General features: G+C 59.4%; 15 protein-coding genes and 1 pseudogene. 6 read left to right on the forward strand and 10 right to left on the reverse strand.

Features of this window, described 5'->3' with window-relative positions:
- Positions 1-162 precede the first annotated feature (162 nt).
- A complete protein-coding gene (locus tag C7U61_RS09445) occupies positions 163-477 on the forward strand; it encodes a succinate dehydrogenase assembly factor 2 (protein WP_106997841.1) in 315 nt (104 codons plus the stop codon).
- Positions 474-3,974 carry a transcription-repair coupling factor gene (mfd, locus tag C7U61_RS09450; RefSeq protein ID WP_106997842.1) on the forward strand — a complete coding sequence of 1,167 codons (3,501 nt, stop codon included), beginning with the start codon at positions 474-476 and terminating at the stop codon, positions 3,972-3,974. Before C7U61_RS09445 ends, mfd begins: the two co-directional genes overlap by 4 nt.
- A gap of 48 nt (positions 3,975-4,022) precedes the next feature.
- Here the strand turns inward: mfd and ubiA are convergent, their stop codons facing one another.
- A complete protein-coding gene (ubiA, locus tag C7U61_RS09455; protein ID WP_106997843.1) occupies positions 4,023-4,937 on the reverse strand; it encodes a 4-hydroxybenzoate octaprenyltransferase in 915 nt (304 codons plus the stop codon).
- A gap of 147 nt (positions 4,938-5,084) precedes the next feature.
- Positions 5,085-5,507 (reverse strand): RidA family protein, encoded by a 423-nt coding sequence (locus C7U61_RS09460; RefSeq protein WP_106997844.1) that lies wholly within the window; start codon positions 5,505-5,507, stop codon positions 5,085-5,087.
- 171 nt (positions 5,508-5,678) lie between these two features.
- Between C7U61_RS09460 and C7U61_RS19640 the strand changes: the two are divergent.
- Positions 5,679-5,863: pseudogene (locus tag C7U61_RS19640) on the forward strand (TetR/AcrR family transcriptional regulator); the annotation flags it as partial.
- A gap of 97 nt (positions 5,864-5,960) precedes the next feature.
- Here the strand turns inward: C7U61_RS19640 and C7U61_RS09470 are convergent.
- Both C7U61_RS09470 and C7U61_RS09475 read right to left on the reverse strand, forming a co-directional pair.
- On the reverse strand, positions 5,961-6,632 hold the full coding sequence (locus tag C7U61_RS09470) for a DsbA family oxidoreductase (RefSeq protein ID WP_106997845.1): 672 nt from the start codon (positions 6,630-6,632) through the stop codon (positions 5,961-5,963).
- Positions 6,633-6,725: 93 nt separating this feature from the next.
- Positions 6,726-8,537 (reverse strand): extracellular solute-binding protein, encoded by a 1,812-nt coding sequence (locus C7U61_RS09475; protein WP_106997846.1) that lies wholly within the window; start codon positions 8,535-8,537, stop codon positions 6,726-6,728.
- Positions 8,538-8,801: 264 nt separating this feature from the next.
- Between C7U61_RS09475 and C7U61_RS09480 the strand changes: the two genes are divergently transcribed.
- Entirely contained in the window at positions 8,802-9,461 is a 660-nt protein-coding gene (locus tag C7U61_RS09480; RefSeq protein ID WP_069612158.1) for an invasion associated locus B family protein, read from the forward strand.
- Positions 9,462-9,609: 148 nt separating this feature from the next.
- On the opposite strand, the gene hspQ is transcribed toward C7U61_RS09480, so the two are convergent.
- The 3 genes from hspQ to C7U61_RS09495 all read right to left on the reverse strand — a co-directional run bounded on the left by hspQ (position 9,610) and on the right by C7U61_RS09495 (position 11,951).
- The gene (gene hspQ, locus C7U61_RS09485) at positions 9,610-9,939 is read right to left on the reverse strand and encodes a heat shock protein HspQ (protein WP_106997847.1); all 330 of its coding nucleotides are present in this window, start codon (positions 9,937-9,939) and stop codon (positions 9,610-9,612) included.
- A 201-nt stretch (positions 9,940-10,140) separates the two neighbouring features.
- Positions 10,141-11,550 carry a type I glutamate--ammonia ligase gene (gene glnA, locus C7U61_RS09490; protein WP_106997848.1) on the reverse strand — a complete coding sequence of 470 codons (1,410 nt, stop codon included), beginning with the start codon at positions 11,548-11,550 and terminating at the stop codon, positions 10,141-10,143.
- A 62-nt stretch (positions 11,551-11,612) separates the two neighbouring features.
- Positions 11,613-11,951, reverse strand: a complete 339-nt coding sequence (locus C7U61_RS09495; RefSeq protein ID WP_015339877.1) for a P-II family nitrogen regulator — start codon at positions 11,949-11,951, stop codon at positions 11,613-11,615.
- 347 nt (positions 11,952-12,298) lie between these two features.
- Between C7U61_RS09495 and C7U61_RS09500 the strand changes: the two genes are divergently transcribed.
- Complete coding sequence (locus C7U61_RS09500) at positions 12,299-13,774, forward strand: NAD(P)H-hydrate dehydratase (protein WP_106997849.1); 1,476 nt, start codon at positions 12,299-12,301, stop codon at positions 13,772-13,774.
- A 2-nt stretch (positions 13,775-13,776) separates the two neighbouring features.
- Here C7U61_RS09500 and C7U61_RS09505 read toward each other — a convergent pair whose 3' ends face one another.
- Together C7U61_RS09505 and uvrA are read right to left on the reverse strand one after the other, a co-directional pair.
- Positions 13,777-14,583, reverse strand: coding sequence for a DUF72 domain-containing protein (locus C7U61_RS09505; RefSeq protein WP_106997850.1), 807 nt, complete (start codon positions 14,581-14,583; stop codon positions 13,777-13,779).
- Between the two features lie 33 nt (positions 14,584-14,616).
- Positions 14,617-17,538 (reverse strand): excinuclease ABC subunit UvrA, encoded by a 2,922-nt coding sequence (gene uvrA, locus C7U61_RS09510; protein ID WP_106997851.1) that lies wholly within the window; start codon positions 17,536-17,538, stop codon positions 14,617-14,619.
- Between the two features lie 271 nt (positions 17,539-17,809).
- Between uvrA and C7U61_RS09515 the strand changes: the two genes are divergently transcribed.
- Positions 17,810-18,376, forward strand: a complete 567-nt coding sequence (locus C7U61_RS09515) for a single-stranded DNA-binding protein (RefSeq protein ID WP_106997945.1) — start codon at positions 17,810-17,812, stop codon at positions 18,374-18,376.
- A gap of 36 nt (positions 18,377-18,412) precedes the next feature.
- On the opposite strand, the gene C7U61_RS09520 is transcribed toward C7U61_RS09515, so the two are convergent.
- Complete coding sequence (locus tag C7U61_RS09520; RefSeq protein WP_106997852.1) at positions 18,413-19,045, reverse strand: MarC family protein; 633 nt, start codon at positions 19,043-19,045, stop codon at positions 18,413-18,415.
- Positions 19,046-19,114: the final 69 nt, after the last annotated feature.

Genomic DNA, 19,114 nt, shown 5'->3' on the forward strand with positions numbered 1-19,114 from the left:
TGCGACGGGCAGGGCGCATTTGGCAAGGGGCAGCGGAGAACTCGATCCCTTTGAGGTCAACACTCCCCGGAAAATTGCATCGTAGGTGCTTTTTTCTGAAAAACCGGTTCCCACCTTTGAGCGCTGGTTTTATAGAGACGCATCAACATAAAGGTGTTTTTGATGACTGGGCTGACCCTCAGCAGTGCCGATCTCGATCCTCGCCGTCGGCGCATCCTTTTCCGTTGCTGGCATCGCGGCATCCGCGAGATGGATCTCGTCTTCGGCCAGTTTGCCGATAACGAACTGCCGGGCCTCGCTGAAGCCGATCTTGATGAGCTCGAGCGCATCATGGCCGAAGAGGACAATGATCTCCTGAAGTGGATCCTCGGTAGTGAACCCACGCCGCAGCATCTGCAGACGCCGCTCTTTGAGCGTCTGGCCTCCTACAAGCCCGATTTCGAAGAGATCGCCGAAAGGTTCGGATTAACGAAATGATCCCCGGTTTCGACGCGAAGAAGCTGCTCGCCGCAAGCGAGCCGATGACGATCGGTCATGTCCCCGCCGGCCTGGAGCCGTTTCTGATTGCCGAGATAGCAAAGGCCGGCCAGCCGGTCGCCTATGTCATGTCCGACGGCCAGCACATGGCCGATGTCGAGCAGATGCTGGGCTTCATCGCGCCCGAAATTCCGGTCCTCACCTTGCCGGCTTGGGATTGCCTTCCCTATGACCGCGTTTCCCCAAGCTCCGACACCTCGGCCCGGCGCCTGGCGGCTTTGTCCGGCCTGATCGCGCATCATCGCAAGCCGCATGCGGCAATCGTGCTGGTGACCGTCAATGCCATGCTGCAGAAGGTGGCGCCGCAAGACGTCATCGAAAGCCTCGCCTTTTCTGCCCGGCCCGGCAACCAGGTGCGGATGGACGATATCGCAACCCGCCTGGAGCGCAACGGTTTCGATCGTGTCGCGACCGTGCGCGAGGTCGGTGAATACGCCGTGCGCGGCGGTATTCTCGATGTCTTTGTGCCGGGCACGGAAGAGCCGGTGCGCCTGGATTTCTTCGGCGATACGCTGGAGAGCATTCGCAGCTTCGATCCGGCGAGCCAACGTACGACAGGACAGGTGCGTTCGCTCGACCTCAATCCGATGAGCGAAGTGACGCTGACGCCGGATACGATCAGCCGCTTCCGCAAGAATTATCTCTCCGCCTTCGGCGCCGCCACGCGTGACGACGCGCTCTATCTCGCCGTGTCCGAAGGCCGCCGCTATGCCGGTATGGAACATTGGCTACCGCTGTTCTACGAGAAGCTGGAGACGGTCTTTGACTATCTCAAGGGCTTCCAGCTGGTGACGGATCACACCGTGCGCGAGGCGGCCGAGGAGCGTTCCAAGCTCGTGTTCGACTATTACGACGCCCGCCTCCAATCCGGCCAGCCCGCCAAGGGACAGATGGCACAGGGCACGCCCTATAAGCCCGTGACCCCGGGCCAGCTCTATCTCGACGGCAAGGCTTTCGGCAATGCGCTCGATGCCTTCGGGGCCATCCGCATCTCACCCTTCAATGAGCACGAGGGCGAGGCGCGTCGCGTCATCGGGCTTGATGCCCGCCAGGGGCCGCGCTGGGCGCGTTCCGCCACCGATAACGCCGACAGCGAGCGCATCAACGTCTTCGACGCCGTCGTGAAGCATATCGCCGACAAGCGGGCTGCGGGCGGCAAGGTGCTGATTTCCGCCTGGACCGAAGGCTCGCTCGATCGCCTCCTGCAAGTGCTTTCCGAACACGGCCTTGCGCGCATCAAGACGATCGAAGCCTTTAAGGAACTCAGCGGCCTGGCGAAAGGCGAGGCGGCCGCGGCCGTGCTCAGCCTCGAGGCAGGCTTCGAGGCCGGCGATCTCGTCATCATCGGCGAACAGGATATTCTTGGCGACCGTATGGTGCGCCGCTCCAAACGCCGCAAGCGCGCCGCCGATTTCATCTCGGAAGTGGCCGGCTTGGATGAAGGCTCGATCGTCGTTCATGCCGAGCACGGCATTGGCCGTTTCGTTGGCCTCAAGACCATCGAGGCTGCCGGCGCGCCGCATGCCTGTCTTGAACTGCAATATGCAGACGACGCCAAGCTGTTCCTGCCGGTTGAAAATATCGATCTGCTCTCGCGCTTTGGCGGCGAGGGCACCGATGCGCAGCTCGACAAGCTCGGCGGCGGCGCATGGCAGATGCGCAAGGCGAAGCTCAAGAAGCGCCTCCTCGACATCGCTGGCGACTTGATCCGCGTTGCGGCCGAACGCCTGACGCGCCATGCGCCGGTGCTGACTTCGCCCGAGGGACTCTATGACGAATTCGCCGCGCGCTTCCCATATGACGAAACCGACGACCAGATGAACGCCATCGAGGCGGTGCGCGAGGATCTTGGCGCTGGCCGGCCGATGGATCGCCTCGTCTGCGGCGACGTCGGTTTCGGCAAGACGGAAGTGGCGCTCCGCGCCGCCTTCGTGGCCGCCATGAATGGCGTGCAGGTCGCGGTGGTCGTGCCGACGACCTTGCTTGCCCGCCAGCATTTCAAGACTTTCTCCGAGCGTTTCCGCGGCCTGCCGATCCGCGTGCAGCAGGCATCGCGCCTTGTGGGCGCCAAGGATCTGGCGCTGACCAAGAAGGAAGTCGCCGAGGGCAAGACGGATATCGTCGTGGGCACGCATGCGCTGCTCGGCGCCGGCATCAAGTTCGCCAATCTCGGCCTGCTCATCATCGATGAGGAGCAGCATTTCGGCGTCAAGCACAAGGAGCGCCTCAAGGAGCTGAAGAGCGACGTGCATGTGCTGACGCTGTCGGCGACGCCGATCCCGCGCACCTTGCAGCTGGCGATGACCGGTGTGCGCGAACTGTCGCTCATCACCACCCCGCCGGTCGACCGCATGGCGGTGCGCACCTTTATTTCGCCCTTCGATTCCCTCGTGATCCGCGAAACGCTGATGCGCGAGCACTATCGCGGTGGCCAGAGCTTCTATGTCTGCCCGCGTCTTGCCGACCTTGCCGATATCCATGCGTTCCTGCAGTCGGATGTGCCGGAACTGAAGGTGGCCGTCGCGCATGGCCAGATGCCGGCCGGCGAGCTGGAAGACATCATGAATGCCTTCTATGAGGGCCGTTATGACGTGCTGCTGTCGACGACTATCGTCGAATCCGGCCTGGACGTGCCGACGGCCAACACCCTGATTGTCCATCGCGCCGATATGTTCGGCCTGGCGCAGCTCTATCAGCTCCGCGGCCGTGTCGGTCGGTCGAAAGTGCGCGCCTTCGCGCTCTTCACCCTGCCGGTCAACAAGGTGCTGACCACGACGGCGGAACGCCGGCTCAAAGTACTGCAGTCGCTGGATACACTCGGCGCCGGTTTCCAGCTCGCAAGCCACGATCTCGATATTCGCGGCGCCGGCAATCTCCTCGGTGAGGAACAGTCCGGCCACATCAAGGAGGTCGGTTTCGAGCTTTACCAGCAGATGCTCGAGGAGGCCGTCGCCGAGGTTAAGGGCGTCGACGAAATCCAGGATACCGGCTGGTCACCGCAGATTTCTGTCGGCACGCCGGTCATGATCCCGGATGATTACGTGCCCGATCTGCATCTGCGCATGGCGCTCTATCGTCGTCTCGGCGAGATTACCGAGCTGAAGGAGATCGACGGTTTCGGAGCCGAGATGATCGACCGGTTTGGCCCCCTTCCGATCGAGGTGCAGCATCTGCTCAAGATCGTCTACATCAAGTCGCTCTGCCGCATCGCCAATGTCGAGAAGCTGGATGCCGGCCCGAAGGGCGTCGTCGTGCAGTTCCGCAACAAGGAATTCCCCAACCCGGCAAACCTCGTCGGTTACATCGCCAAGCAAGGCACGATGGCCAAGATCCGCCCCGACCAAAGCGTATTCCTGACCCGTGACCTGCCGACGCCGGAAAAGCGGCTGCAGGGTGCGGCTGTGGTCATGACGCAGTTGGCGGAGCTGGCGAAATAGAAGGTGAGCTCTCAGCCTTAAATCCGCATCTCTTCCTTTTGGCGCAGGCTACACCGTTCCAGCAAAGGCTGCCGCAGCCAATAATATGCCAGTAAGAATATTCGCCAGAAACAACCGATAACTGATCTCGGGACGTGAGAGATCGAGGCGCCAGATCTGCCAGCCGAGATAAGCGGCTATGACGAGCATCCCGACTGCATAGGGCAATGACATGCCCGTCAGCCACCCACCGGTGGACCATGCCGCAATGGCAACGGCATAGAATAGGCCGATGCACGCCTTGCCGTGCTGGCCGAACAGGATGGCGGTCGATTTCAAACCCAGTCTTGCATCGTCGCGGACGTCGACATAGGCGTAAACCGTATCGTAGCCGATCTGCCATGCGATAGCTCCGAGCCACATCAGAAGCGCACCGGCAGGGATCTCGCCTGTGATCTCCGACCATGCCATCAACATTCCCCAATTGAATGCCGCGCCGAGCACGGCCTGGGGCCAATATGTAAAGCGTTTGCAGAGCGGATAGACGAAGACGAGCGGCATGACGCAGACGGCGACGAGGCGTGTGTAAGGCGTCAGAAAGAGAAGAAGCGAAGCTGCTAATACGAGTTCCCCTGTCAGGAACATGACTGCCTGTGGCACACCGATTTGGCCGGTTGCCAAGGGGCGGAAGCGGGTCCGCTCGACATGGCGGTCGAATTTCCGATCTGCAAGGTCGTTGACCGTCGAGCCCGCACTTCTCATTAGCAACGCGCCGAGCGAGAAAATGATGAGTGGACGAAGATCGGGAAAACCGTGCGAAGCTTGGATCAGTGCTGCCCAGCAGGGAAAAAGCGTCAGCCAGATTCCGGCCGGCCGATCCAGACGTGCGAGCCGCATATAGGGCCGCAAGGTGAGGGGCAAAAAGCGATCCACCCAGTCCCCAAGTTTAATATCGCTCAGATCAGGTCGGGTAGAAGTGTTCATTTGTGGCGATCCGTCGGTTCAATCGGCAATGAAAAATAGCGACTTTCCCGAACGCTGCAATGATGGTGGACCGGACCGCGCCAATTGTCTCGGCATGACTTTGGCCCGCTGTGGCTTGTTTTCCGCTGCGGCCCATATTTGAAATTCTCAAGCGGCTTGAGGCTTCTCAGCTTCTGTGATGTTCGGAATGCGCGCAATGACCTTGATTTCGAAATCGAAACCCGCCAGCCAATTGACGCCGATCGCGGTCCAGTTCGGATAGGGCTCTTCCTTGAAGATGCTATTCTTGACAGCCATGATCGCGCCGAACTGCCGCTCGGGATCGGTGTGGAACGTAGTGACATCGACGATGTCATCGAAGGTGCAGCCCGCGGCTTCCAACGTTGCCTGCAGATTGTCGAAGGCAAGCTGGACCTGCTTTTCGAAATCCGGTTCCGGGCTTCCATCTGACCGGCTGCCGACCTGACCGGAGACGAACAGCAGATCGCCGGAACGGATTGCGGCGGAATAGCCATGCTCCTGGTAAAGCGCATGCCTATTCTTCGGGAAGATTGCGTCACGTGTCGTCATGGTATTCGGCTCCATTCGGGTTGATGTAAAAGATGGTAAGATGCAAGCTCGCGCTAGGCCTCCAAGCCGGGGGCTTCATTTGATATACGGCGCGTATGTAAATATGGATATACGCGACGTATGTCAATATTACAAATACGAAGCGTATGTGAAATTTAAAAGTGACATGGCCGGGGGAAGGAGATGGGCACACAGGCGCGCGGCGGCTGGCAAGGCCTGCTTGCGGAAGCCGAGGCCTATATCAAGATGGCGCTGGATCCCGAGGCGGCAGTCCGGCTCCTGTGCGGCGCGGCGCTGAATACTGCCCTCTGGTTGCTGCCAGCGATAATCCGACCGACGTGCTGCCAAGGCGATAGAGGCCTTTCGGGGCGATGGCGTCGGGATTGCTGGCAAAGACCTGGAGCCCGCCAAGCTTGTCTGCGCCTCTGCAATAGGCGATTCGCAGAATCCCGCTTAGTTCATTCCGGCGCGCGCTTCCGCCTTTATCTTGGCGATATCCCGCAATGCACCGGCGAGCACATCCGGCGTCTGCGCGCCGCTGACGGCATATTGCTGATCGAAGATGAAGAAGGGCACACCGTTGACGCCGATCTTCTGGGCGGCGTCGATTTCGCCGATGATGAGATCGCGGTCCGCATCCGAGGCCAGCAGGGTTGATATGACGGAGCGATCAAGGCCGGCCTTTTCAGCGATATCGAGCAGCACGGCATGATCGCCGACATTGCGGCCCTCTTCGAAATTGGCCTTGAAGAGCGCGTCCACCACCTTGTCCTGCTTTTCGCGGCTTTCTGTAACCGCCCAATGGATGAGGCGATGGGCATCGAGCGTGTTCGGGCCGATCTTGATGGCGTCAAAATCGAACTTGATGCCCACTTCGCGGCCGAGCTCGGTCAGCATCTTGTGCCCCTGCGCCACGCGTTCGGCGCCGCCAAGCTTTTGCTCGAGCGCCTTCTTCTGGTCGACGCCTTCGGGCGGATAGTCGGGGTTCAGGCGATAAGGCCGCCAGTTGAGGTCGACACCCACTTCATCCTGTATTTCGGCGATGGCGAGCTCCAGGCGAGCCTTGCCGAGATAGCACCATGGGCAGACGACATCCGAGACGATGTCGATCGTGATGCGTTCCATGGTTCCGTCCTTTCGGTTTTTCGGGCTGTTCCCTCCATCTAGGGCTTTGTGGCGATGGCTTCAACCGGTTACCGAAAGGGAACCATTGCGATACTATTGTACCGAAGCATCCCACCACGCAGGCAAATAGTAGCCGTAAAGCGGCAGAACATCGGGATGGCTGATGCGGCTGCGCCGCGCCGCCCACTGCTGATCGATATGATAGAGCGGCACTAGATAATATCCCGAAATCAGCATCCGATCGAAAGAACGCACGGCGTCGCGGAAATCCTCGGCCGAACGCGCCATGAGAAAATGCGATATCAGCGTATCGACATCAGGGTCGGCGACGCCGACGAAATTGAGACTGCCTTCAGTCTTGGCGGCAGCGGAGCTCCAGCGCCCCATTTGCTCGATGCCCGGCGATAGCGACGAAGGGTACGACTTGATGATCATGTCGTAGTCGTAGTTGATCGTCCGGAGCTGATATTGCGAATCGTCGACCGTACGAATCGTTACCGCAATGCCTAGCAGTTCCAGTGACCGGCGATAGGGAATTGCCATGCGCTCCTGATCTGCATTTTGGGTCAATATTTCGAAGCTGAGCTGGCGGCCGTTCTTATCGACCATCTTCTCACCGCGGATCGTATAGCCACCCTCCTTGAGCAGGGCTACCACCTTGCGTAGGATATTGCGGTCGCGCCCGGAACCGTCGCTGACGGGCAGCTTATAGGTGCCATCAAGGACATCCGGATCGATGCGGTCCTTGATTGGCCCCAGCATGGCGAGTTCGTGCGCATCCGCGGGAATGCCGAAGGACGAAAGATCGGAATTCTGCCAATAGCTCTGCGTGCGCGCATAGGCGCCCGAATAGAGATTGCGGTTCATCCATTCGAAGTCGAAGGCAAGCGTCAGTCCCTTGCGCACGTTCTTGTCGGCAAACATCGGCCGCCGCGTATTGAACACGAAACCGAGCATGCCGCTCGGTGTTTTTGGCGTAAAGGTGTCCTTGATGATAGCGCCGGAAGTTACTGCAGGAAAATTGTAAGCCTGCCGCCAATGGCCTGGGCTGCCGTCGGGATAGATATCGACATCGCCTTTCTTGAAAGCTTCGAACAGCGTCGTGTCCTGCAGGAAGTAATTGACGGTGATTTCGTCATAATTGTCGATACCGATCTTTGACGGGAGGTTCCTGCCCCAATAGTCGCGACGGCGCTCGAAGACGATGCGCTGGCCGGGATCGATGCTCTTGATCCGGTAGGGAGCGGAGCCGATAGGAATGCGAAGGGAGGTCTGATCGAAACTATCCGTGTCGATCGCGTGCTTCGGCAGAATCGGCAGCGAAGAGGCGATAATGAGCGGCGTTTCGCGATTCGCCTTCTCGTTGAAGCGGATCAGTACGCTATGCTCGCCGACCTTCTCCATGCTGGCGACGGTCTCAAGCCAGGATGAAAACGGGACGCGACCTTTGTCGCGGAGAAGCTGGAAGGTAAAGATCACGTCTTCCGGCGTCACGGACTGCCCATCCGACCACTTGGCATCGGGATTGAGGTTGAACTGAATATAGCTTCGGCTCTCGTCCCATTCGACGGTCTGTGCCAACAGCCCATAAAGCGTGAAAGGCTCGTCGCGCGAGCGCACCATCAGCGGTTCATAGACGAGATTGCCGTATTCCGGGTCCCACATGCCCCGCGCCGTCGTGCGCATGCTCTTCAGAATGAAGGGATTGAGATTGTCGAATGTGCCGACGACGCCGTAGCTGATGCGGCCGCCCTTTTTGACGTCCGGATTGACGTAAGGGAAATGCTTGAAGTCCGCCGGCAACGCCGGATCTCCGTGCATGGCGATGCCATAAAGCGGCTGAGCCGCCGCGGCGTTGCACAAGGTTGCGAAGAGCAGGAAGACAGCGATCCGGAGCGCTTGCATGGCATCCTTTCCGGTAAGGGTACGATTCGGCCGAACATTATCATGAGCGTGCCGAATTCAACACGCGACTGCGGAAATCTTAGGACTCAACAGAAAAGACCAAAGAAAAGCTGGATATCCGTGCCAGTGCGATGTAACAGGGGTGCCGGGTTTCTCGGGTCATGTATTTGCCTTATTCATTCGACAGGTGGACGACGGTTTGACCCGAATAGCATGGGACGGCACGCTGTCGTCCCGCAGCGGATTTCAGGAGGCGGTTTCGCTATGATGTTCAAGACTGACAACAAAATGCGGGCAGGTCTTTCTGCTCTGGCTCTCATGATCGGCGCGGCCATGCCGGCTGCCGCCTTTGCTCAGGACGCGTCCAATGCAGCTCCTGCCGATGGCGGTGGTGATCCTAACCAGCCGCGTCTCGGCTGGTACAAGACCTGCACCAAGCAGGACGATGCCGACATCTGCATCGTGCAGAACCTGATCATGGCAAACAACGGCCAGCTCGTCACGGCTGTGGGCCTCATCTCGGTCGACGGCAAGGTCAACCGCAAGATTCTGCAGATCTCCGTTCCGACGGCCCGCCTCATTCCGCCCGGCATCACCATGCAGGTCGATGGCGGCAAGGGTCAGAAGCTCGATTACGCCGTCTGCCTTCCCGACAAGTGCACCGCGGAAGTTCCGGTAACGGATGCGATGGTCGCTTCGTTGAAGAAGGGCACCGACGTCACCTTCACCTCGGTAAACTTCCGCCGCGCTCCGAACCCGATCAAGATTTCCCTGACCGGTTTCGGCGCTGCCTATGACGGCCCGGCGATTTCCGACAGCAAGCTTGCCGAAAGCCAGAAAAGCCTGCAGGACAGCATGCAGAAAAAGGCCGAGGAAGCCCGCAAGAAGCTGGAAGACGCTCAGAAGGCTGCCAAGCAGCAGTAATCCTGCAAAATTTATACCCATTGAAGAAAAAGCCCGGAGCGATCCGGGCTTTTTCTTTGCGGCCATTTATGGTCGCATGCAAATACCGTTCAAACGAAAGGGAAGGCGTTGGGAGCGCCTTCCCTTGAAAAATCTGTCTTATCCGGCTTTAGTGGGCGAAGCTCATCTTGGGTTTGAGCTGCCCGGTCGGAGCCTGGTCGAATATCTGGGCGACTTGCGGATTGCGCAAGGGAACACCGCTTTCGTCGTTCACGAGATTCTGTTCCGAGACATATGCGACATATTCGGTCTCATCGTTTTCGGCGAGAAGATGATAGAAGGGCTGGTCCTTATCGGGTCGCACCTCTACCGGAATGGAATTCCACCATTCCTCTGTATTTGCGAATTCCGGATCGACATCGAAGACGACACCGCGGAAGGGGAACATCCGGTGTCGAACCACATCGCCAATATTGAATTTTGCGTTGCGTTGTTTCATGGCACGACTTCCTTTCAAGCAATCATGTGGTGATTTTCACCACTGATATCAAGGATTTTGCCCTCATTCCTTCATTGAACTGTCACATTCGGCCGGTTCGCCCCTACGGCCAGTATTCTAGCAATAAGCGGATATCGTCTGCGATAAGATATGCCACCCGAGGGAAAAAGCCCCGGCTTGCCGGGGCTTTCACGCATGATCTCAAACCGAATAGTACATGTCGTATTCGACCGGATGCGGGGTCATCTCGAAGCGCATGACTTCCTGCATCTTCAGTTCGATGAAAGCATCGATCTGATCGTCGTCGAAGACGCCGCCGGCGGTCAGGAACTTGCGGTCCTTGTCGAGGCTTTCCAGAGCTTCGCGCAGCGAACCGCAGACCGTGGGGATCTTCTTCAGTTCCTTCGGCGGCAGGTCGTAGAGATCCTTGTCCATCGCCTTGCCGGGATGGATCTTGTTCTTGATGCCGTCGAGACCGGCCATCAGCATGGCGGCAAAACCGAGATAGGGGTTGGCGGTCGGGTCAGGGAAGCGGACTTCGACGCGCTTTGCCTTCGGGTTCGAGCCGAAGGGGATACGGCAGGAAGCGGAACGGTTGCGCGCCGAATAGGCGAGCAGGACCGGAGCTTCATAGCCCGGAACGAGGCGCTTGTAGGAGTTCGTCGACGGGTTCGTGAAGGCGTTGATCGCCTTGGCGTGCTTGATGATGCCGCCGATGTAATAGAGGCAGGTTTCCGAAAGGCCTGCATATTCGTCGCCGGCAAACGTCGGCTTGCCACCCTTCCAGATCGACTGGTGAACGTGCATGCCCGAGCCGTTGTCGCCGAAGATCGGCTTCGGCATGAAGGTTGCCGTCTTGCCGTAGGCGTTGGCGACCTGGTGGACGACATACTTGTAGATCTGCATGCCGTCGGCGCTGCGTACCAGCGTGTCGAACTTGATGCCGAGCTCGTGCTGGGCGGCAGCGACTTCATGGTGGTGCTTTTCGACTGTTACGCCCATTTCGGTCAGAACCGTCAGCATTTCGGAGCGCATGTCCTGGCAGCTGTCGATCGGCGGAACCGGGAAGTAGCCGCCCTTGACGCGCGGACGGTGGCCGAGATTGCCGGTCTCATAATCGGTGTCGTCGTTGGACGGCAGTTCGCTGGAATCGAGCTTGAAACCGGTATTGTAGGGGTCTGCCTTGTACTTGACGTCGTCGAAGACGAAGAATTCGGCTTCCGGACCGAAGAAGGCGGTATCGCCGATGCCCGAGGCCTTGAGATAGGCTTCGGCCTTCTTGGCGGTGCCGCGCGGATCGCGGTTATAGGATTCGCCGGAGATCGGATCGAGGATGTCACAAAGAATGACCATGGTGGACTGCGCGAAGAAGGGATCCATGTGGACCGTGTCCGGATCGGGCATCAGCACCATGTCGGATTCGTTGATGGCCTTCCAGCCCGCAATCGAGGAGCCGTCGAACATGACGCCATCGGCGAACATATCTTCGTCGACACAGACCACATCCATGGTGAGATGCTGCAGCTTGCCCTTGGGATCGGTGAAGCGCAGGTCGACGAACTTGACGTCGTTGTCCTTGATTTGCTTCAAAATTTCGCTTGCAGTCGTCATGAAATTACTTCCCTTGACATAGATGACGATTGAACGAGCCGCGGCCGGAAGGGCCGGGCAGATTAGATGGCGTCGATGCCCGTTTCGCCGGTACGAATTCGAATGACTTCTTCCACGTTGGAAACGAAAATCTTTCCGTCGCCGATACGGCCTGTTTGCGCGGCCTTGCGGATGGCCTCGATCACCGCCTCCGCATTTTCGTCCGCCAATACAACTTCGACCTTCACCTTCGGCAGGAAGTCGACGACGTATTCGGCGCCACGGTAAAGCTCCGTGTGGCCCTTCTGACGACCGAAGCCCTTCGCTTCCGTGACGGTGATGCCCTGCAGGCCGACTTCCTGAAGGGCTTCCTTCACTTCGTCGAGCTTGAAGGGCTTAATGATCGCTTCGATCTTTTTCATGAGAAAATATCTCTCCGCTTCTCCTGTTACAGCAGGCCTATTTCCCGCTCGGCCAACGTAATGCACGTATCATGCCAGTTGAAAACAAGCTGCCGTAAAAAATCCCGGCGAATTCGCACCGAGACGATGAATTGATGAGGATTTTTCGGAAAAATGGAAGCGATTTCGCGCGGAAATGCGTGGGATAAGCAAAATTTCGCAAAAAAGAGCCATGCGCGGCAGGTTTGTGCTTCGGCAAAACCTGGAACGTTATTGTTTAATTATTGTGCAAATGCATATTTATCGACCAAAATAGAGGTGGGAATAGCGGTTGTTTTTAAGGCAGATTTCGCATCTATAATGCTTCGATGACGTTGCCGCTCGCCGATCTGCTCCTCACCCCTGACGCCATGGCCGCCGTCGACCGCGCTGCGGCCGCATCCGGCATCAACTCCTATGGGCTTATGGAGAGGGCAGGGCAGGCGGTTGCTGCCGTCGCGCTCCGGCACTTTCCCGAAGCGCGTCGATATATCGTGCTTTGCGGACCGGGCAACAATGGCGGCGACGGGTATGTGGCAGCGCGCGCGCTGAAAGAGACCGGCGCCGAAGTGCGGCTTTTCCATCTTGGCGATCCTCGGCGGCTCAAAGGCGATGCGGCCCTCGCCTTTGCTGATTGCCCGGTCGAGGGCGAGACGATCGAGGGCTTTATTCCACTGGCTGGCGATATCGTGATTGATGCGATTTTCGGCGCGGGTCTCTCGCGGTCTGTTCCGGATGATCTAGCCGCCGTTATCGCTCTCGTTGCGGAGGTGGGTATTCCCGTGATTTCAGTGGATCTCCCGTCCGGCCTCGATGGGCGCAGTGGCCAGATTCTCGGCACCGCCTTCCGCGCCGTGCGGACAGTGACCTTCATGACGCGCAAGCCGGGGCATCTTCTCCTTCCCGGTCGTGACCTTTGCGGAGAGCTGGAGGTTTTCGACATCGGCATTCCCGGCCGCATCGTCCGCACCCACGCCGATCGCTCGCTCGGCGAAAACGAGCCGGCACAGTGGCATGCCGCCATACCTTCGGCAGGCGTCGAGACGCACAAATACAAGCGCGGCCATCTCGTCGTCTTCTCAGGCGGTCCCGACGCGACAGGGGCAGCGCGCATGTCGGCGATGGCCGGGCTAAAGGCCGGGGCAGGGCTCGTCACCATTGCTTCACCCTCGGAGGCTATGGGCGTCAATGCGGGGCTGCTGACGGCAGTCATGCTGCATGCAGTCGACGACGAAGCTGCTTTACGGAAATGGCTCACCGACCAGCGTCTTTCGACCTTCATTCTCGGGCCGGGCTTCGGCGCCGGCGAAAAGGCGCGGCAATTCTGCCTCGCCCTTGCGGATCGCCATCTGGTGTTGGATGCGGACGGCATCACCTCGTTTCGCGACGACCCGCGGCCACTGTTCGATGCCTTTGCCGAAGGGCCGACACGATTGGTGCTGACGCCACATGAGGGTGAGTTTGGCCGCCTCTTTCCCGATATTGCCGCCGACGAGAGGTCGAGCAAGATCGACAAGGCGAGGGCGGCGGCAAAGAGAGCCAATGCTGCCATCATCTACAAGGGCGCCGACACAGTGATCGCGGCCCCCGACGGCAGGGCTGTGATAAATGCGAACGCGCCGCCCTGGCTCGCGACCGCCGGTTCCGGCGATGTGCTCGCCGGCATTGTCGGCGGCCTTCTGGCGCAGGGGGCGCCCGCCTTTGAAGCCGCCGCGGCCGGTGTCTGGCTGCATGGTCTGGCGGGCCAGCATGCCGGCAAAGGACTGACGGCTGAAGATCTCGTCGCCGCCATCAAGCCACTATAGAGCTACTTCGCAACCTCTTCCTGCAAGGCAATCGCACCTTGGGGTGCGTTCACCTTGCCTTCGTGAATCATGAAGGCAAAGACGTCGCGCGGCTCGACCTTGACCTTCCGCTTCGCATCGATCAGCGGCAGGTCATCCGGCACCTTGCCTTCCGCCCATGTTTTCAGCCGGCCAGCCCAGGCTTTGAGATCCTTCGGTGGATAGCATGTCTTGATATCGTCCGACCCTTTCTGCAGGCGAGCATAGACGAAATCCGCAGTTACGTCGGCAATCATCGGATATTCGAAATGCTCGGCGCAAACGGGCGCCACATTGTATTTTTCGAGCAGCGCAATGAATTCGGGCACCTTGAAGGAATCGTGCCGGACTTCGACCACGTGTCTGAGAGCAAGCCCATCCTGCTTGGCGGGCAGGAGCTTCAAAAAGGCTTCGAAATCATCCGGATCGAACTTCTTGGTGGGTGCAAACTGCCAGAGCAGGGGGCCGAGATGGTCGCCGAGCTCACTGATGCCCGACTCCAGAAACTTCTGCATGGATTCACCAGCTTCGGAAAGGACACGGCGATTGGTGACGAAACGGGTCGCTTTCAGGGAGAAGATGAACCCGTCTGGTACGTCAGCCGCCCATTTGGCAAAGACTTCGGGCTTCTGCGTACTGTAATAGGTGCCGTTGACCTCGATCACTTTCAGCTGGCGGCTGGCGTAGTTCAGCTCATCCTTCTGCTTCAGCGTGTCGGGATAGAAGGTCCCACGCCACGGCTCGAAGGTCCATCCGCCTATGCCTGTGCGGATTTCGCCTGCTTTGGTCATTCTCTCCTCCTTGGCCATTCGGCCGGGTGAACCTCACTCCGCCGCCGCAACCTTCTTCACCGGCCGCCGTTCCAGCAACTCCTTCAGGAACTGCCCCGTATAGGAGCGCTTCTCCTTGACGATCGCCTCCGGCGTTCCCACGGCTACGATCTCGCCGCCGCCATCACCGCCTTCGGGGCCGAAGTCGAGAATCCAGTCGGCAGTCTTGATGACTTCGAGATTGTGCTCGATGACCACGACCGAATTGCCCTGATTGACTAGCTCATGCAGCATTTCCAGAAGCTTGGCGACATCGTGGAAGTGCAACCCGGTGGTTGGTTCGTCGAGAATGTAGAGCGTGCGGCCCGTCGATCGCTTCGACAGTTCCTTGGCTAGCTTGACGCGCTGCGCCTCGCCACCCGAAAGCGTATTGGCCTGCTGCCCGACCTTGATATAGCCGAGGCCGACATCCTTGAGGCTCTGGAGCTTGTCGCGCACGGCGGGAACGGCCGCAAAGAAATCGACGCCTTCCTCGACTGTCATGTCGAGTACGTCGGCGATCGACTTGCCCTTGAAGGTGACATCAAGCGTCTCGCGATTGTAACGCTTGCCATGGCAGACGTCGCAGGTGACGTAGACGTCTGGCAGGAAGTGCATCTCGATCTTGATGACGCCGTCGCCCTGGCAAGCCTCGCAGCGGCCGCCCTTGACGTTGAAGGAGAAGCGGCCCGGCTGATAGCCGCGCGCCTTGGCTTCCGGCAGGCCGGCAAACCAGTCGCGGATCGGCGTGAAGGCACCGGTATAGGTCGCCGGGTTCGAGCGCGGCGTGCGGCCGATGGGCGACTGGTCGATATCGATGACCTTGTCGATATGCTCGAAACCGTCAATGCGGTCATGATCGGCAGGGATTTCGCGGGCGCCCATGACGCGCCGCGCTGCCGATTTATAAAGCGTCTCGATCAGGAAGGTAGACTTGCCGCCGCCGGACACGCCAGTCACCGCGGTGAAGACGCCGAGCGGAATGGAAGCGGTGACGTTCTTGAGATTGTTGCCCCTGGCGCCGACGACCTTGATTTCCTTACCCTTCTTCGGCTTGCGCCGCTCTTCAGGTACCGGAACGCCGAGCTCGCCGGAGAGATATTTACCGGTCAGTGACTTCGGGTTCGCCATGATCTCTTGCGGCGTGCCGTGCGCCACCACCTGGCCGCCATGCACGCCGGCGGCGGGGCCGATATCGACGACATCGTCGGCTGTCAGGATGGCGTCCTCGTCATGCTCGACGACGATGACGGTATTGCCGATATCCCGCAGATGCTTGAGCGTCTCCAGCAGCCGGGCATTGTCGCGCTGATGCAGGCCGATCGACGGCTCGTCGAGAACGTAGAGAACGCCGGTCAGGCCCGAGCCGATCTGCGATGCCAGCCGGATGCGCTGGCTCTCGCCGCCGGACAGCGTGCCCGAATTGCGCGACAGGCTCAGATATTCGAGTCCGACATCATTGAGGAAACGCAGGCGATCGCGGATTTCCTTGAGGATGCGGACAGCAATCTCGTTTTGCTTTTCGGTGAACGTGCCCGGCAGCGCATCGAACCAGTCGCGGGCAACGCGGATCGACATCTCCGCCACCTGGCTGATGTGCAGCTTGTTGATCTTGACCGCGAGAGCCTCTGGTTTCAGGCGATAGCCGTTGCAGGCCGGGCAGGGAGCTGCCGACATGAAGCGCTCGATCTCCTCGCGCGCCCAGGCGGAATCCGTTTCCTTCCAGCGTCGCTCGAGGTTCGGCACGATGCCTTCGAAATTCTTGTGCGTGGTGTAGGAGCGCGCGCCGTCGGCATAGTGGAATTCGATCTTGTCTTCGGTGCCGTTCAGAATAACATCCTTGGCCTTGTCGGACAGCTCGTTCCAGCGGTTGCCGAGCTTGAAGCCGTAATGCTTGCCGAGCGCCTCCAGTGTCTGATTGTAATAGGGCGAGGTCGACTTGGCCCAGGGCGCGATCGCCCCGTCGCGCAGCGTGCGTTCGGGCTCCGGCACGATCAGTTCCGGATCGATCTTCTGCTGTGAGCCGAGGCCGTCGCAGGACGGGCAGGCGCCGAAAGGATTGTTGAAGGAGAACAGGCGCGGTTCGATCTCCGGAATGGTGAAGCCGGAAACCGGGCAGGCGAATTTCTCCGAGAAGAGCACGCGCTCATGCGTCTCGTTCAGCGACTTGTTGGCGGAACCACCGGCAGCGGTCTCCTCCGGCGGCAGCGGCTTGTCGGCAAATTCCGCGACGGCAAGACCATCTGCAAGCCGCAATGACGTCTCGAAGCTGTCGGCAAGACGCGCCGCCATGTCGGGGCGCACGACGATGCGGTCGACCACAACGTCGATGTCGTGCTTGTATTTCTTGTCGAGCGCGGGCACATCGGCGATCTCGTAGAACTGGCCGTCGACTTTGACGCGCTGGAAGCCCTTTTTCATGAGCTCCGCCAGTTCCTTCTTGTATTCGCCCTTACGCCCGCGCACGAGCGGCGCGAGGATATAGAGCCTCGTGCCTTCCTCGTAGGCGAGCACGCGATCGACCATCTGGCTGACGGTCTGGCTTTCGATCGGCAGTCCGGTGACGGGCGAATAGGGGATGCCGACGCGGGCAAACAGCAAGCGCATATAGTCGTAGATTTCGGTGACCGTTCCGACCGTCGAGCGCGGATTGCGCGAGGTGGTCTTCTGCTCGATCGAAATCGCCGGTGACAGACCGTCGATTTGGTCCACGTCCGGCTTCTGCATCATTTCGAGGAACTGGCGCGCATAGGCCGAAAGGCTTTCGACATAGCGGCGCTGCCCCTCGGCATAGATGGTGTCGAAGGCGAGCGACGACTTGCCGGAGCCGGAGAGGCCGGTCATGACGATCAGCTTGTTGCGTGGCAGGTCGAGATCGATGCCCTTGAGATTGTGCTCGCGCGCACCACGTATCGAAATAGTCTTCAGTTCGCTCATCGTCGTCTGCAGGTCCTTTGGAGTCTGCCTTTATTTAGTGATGTCAGCCCGCGAGTCGAGGCTGAAATGAAGGGGTGGCGCCGGTTTTCGATTCCGTTGACATCATCATAAGGATAAATTAGAACAAAGAAAGAACAAAATTATCGCGGCGATTTCTTTGTGGATGAACGGAGCTGGAAAGGCCGCATAAATAGCACGCGACGCCCGCTATGGGTTAAGGTGCTTCGATAGAATTTCAAAGCCGTCGATGGGCGGCAAGCAGGGTGGTATCATGGCCGGTAGTGTGAACAAGGTAATTCTGGTTGGAAATCTCGGGGCGGACCCGGAAATCCGCCGCACGCAGGACGGCCGTCCGATTGCCAACCTCAATATTGCCACCTCGGAAACCTGGCGCGACCGCAATTCGGGCGAGCGCAAGGAAAAGACCGAATGGCACCGCGTCGTCATCTTCAATGAAGGTCTTTGCAAGGTCGCCGAGCAATATCTGAAGAAGGGTGCCAAGGTTTACATCGAAGGTGCGCTGCAGACCCGCAAGTGGCAGGATCAGAACGGTCAGGATCGCTACTCAACGGAAGTCGTGCTGCAGGGCTTCAATTCGACGCTGACCATGCTCGACGGCCGCGGCGAAGGCGGCGGTTCCATCGAAGGCGGTAGCCGTGGTGGCCGCGGCGGCGGTGATTTCGGTGGCGGTTATGGCGGCGGCGATTACGGTGGTGACGACTATGGCCAGTCCTCGTCGCAGGGCTCCTCCCGCAGTGGTGGTGGCAATCGTGGCGGTGGCAGCCAGGGCGGCGGCGGGAATTTCTCGCGCGATCTGGATGATGACATCCCGTTCTGAGACAGGCCTGCGCATTCGATTTTGAAAGGCCTAGTTTTATGAATGGGCGAGCGCCGCTTTTGCCCCATCAACGACGAACTGTGCAGCCAGCGCCGCCAGAATAACCCCGAGCAGCCGGGTGAGAATGGCGCGGCCGGTGGCGCCGAGCATGCGGTCGAGCCGGTCCGAAATGGCAAGGGCCGCAAAGACCAGGGCGAGGTTGACGGCGATGACGCCGATGAGTTGCGCCCGGTCGAGCGTCGTCTGCAGCGATCCCGCCAAAAGGATCGTCGCCGAGATCGCGCCGGGTCCGGCGATCAAGGGCAGGGCGAGAGGAAAAACGGCGATATTGCGGATATGATCCTGGGTAATCGCGACTTCGGTCGTCTTCTCCTTCCTGTCCTGCCGCCGCTCGAACACCATCTCGAAGGCGATCCAGAAGAGCAACAAGCCCCCGGCAATGCGGAAGGCACCGATGGAGATGCCAAGCACACCAAGCACGCTCGCTCCGAACAGGGCGAAGGCTGCCAGGATGAAGAAGGCGATGAGCGAGCCGCGCAGCGCCACCTGCTTGCGCTCCGAACGGTTCATGCCTGCCGTAAGCCCGATGAAGAGCGGCGCGAGCCCCGGCGGATCGACAGTGACGAGCAGAGTCGTGAAGGCATTGATCAGCGTATCGGCGCTCGCCATATAGTCCCCGAAGCTTATTCTGTCGTTGTTATCGTGCATTGTTATGCGAGGAATGGGCTTTCGCAAAGG

This window comes from Rhizobium sp. JAB6 (assembly GCF_003024605.1).
Lineage (GTDB): Bacteria > Pseudomonadota > Alphaproteobacteria > Rhizobiales > Rhizobiaceae > Rhizobium.

Coding starts and splice junctions, on each gene's coding strand:
- glnA (WP_106997848.1), bottom strand. CDS start 11,550: ATGACGACTGCAAGCGAAATTTTGAAGCAAATCAAGGACAACGACGTC.
- C7U61_RS09495 (WP_015339877.1), bottom strand. CDS start 11,951: ATGAAAAAGATCGAAGCGATCATTAAGCCCTTCAAGCTCGACGAAGTG.
- C7U61_RS09500 (WP_106997849.1), top strand. CDS start 12,299: ATGACGTTGCCGCTCGCCGATCTGCTCCTCACCCCTGACGCCATGGCC.
- C7U61_RS09505 (WP_106997850.1), bottom strand. CDS start 14,583: ATGACCAAAGCAGGCGAAATCCGCACAGGCATAGGCGGATGGACCTTC.
- C7U61_RS09470 (WP_106997845.1), bottom strand. CDS start 6,632: ATGGAACGCATCACGATCGACATCGTCTCGGATGTCGTCTGCCCATGG.
- C7U61_RS09475 (WP_106997846.1), bottom strand. CDS start 8,537: ATGCAAGCGCTCCGGATCGCTGTCTTCCTGCTCTTCGCAACCTTGTGC.
- C7U61_RS09460 (WP_106997844.1), bottom strand. CDS start 5,507: ATGACGACACGTGACGCAATCTTCCCGAAGAATAGGCATGCGCTTTAC.
- C7U61_RS09445 (WP_106997841.1), top strand. CDS start 163: ATGACTGGGCTGACCCTCAGCAGTGCCGATCTCGATCCTCGCCGTCGG.
- ubiA (WP_106997843.1), bottom strand. CDS start 4,937: ATGAACACTTCTACCCGACCTGATCTGAGCGATATTAAACTTGGGGAC.
- C7U61_RS09520 (WP_106997852.1), bottom strand. CDS start 19,045: ATGGCGAGCGCCGATACGCTGATCAATGCCTTCACGACTCTGCTCGTC.
- uvrA (WP_106997851.1), bottom strand. CDS start 17,538: ATGAGCGAACTGAAGACTATTTCGATACGTGGTGCGCGCGAGCACAAT.
- C7U61_RS09480 (WP_069612158.1), top strand. CDS start 8,802: ATGATGTTCAAGACTGACAACAAAATGCGGGCAGGTCTTTCTGCTCTG.
- mfd (WP_106997842.1), top strand. CDS start 474: ATGATCCCCGGTTTCGACGCGAAGAAGCTGCTCGCCGCAAGCGAGCCG.
- C7U61_RS09515 (WP_106997945.1), top strand. CDS start 17,810: ATGGCCGGTAGTGTGAACAAGGTAATTCTGGTTGGAAATCTCGGGGCG.
- hspQ (WP_106997847.1), bottom strand. CDS start 9,939: ATGAAACAACGCAACGCAAAATTCAATATTGGCGATGTGGTTCGACAC.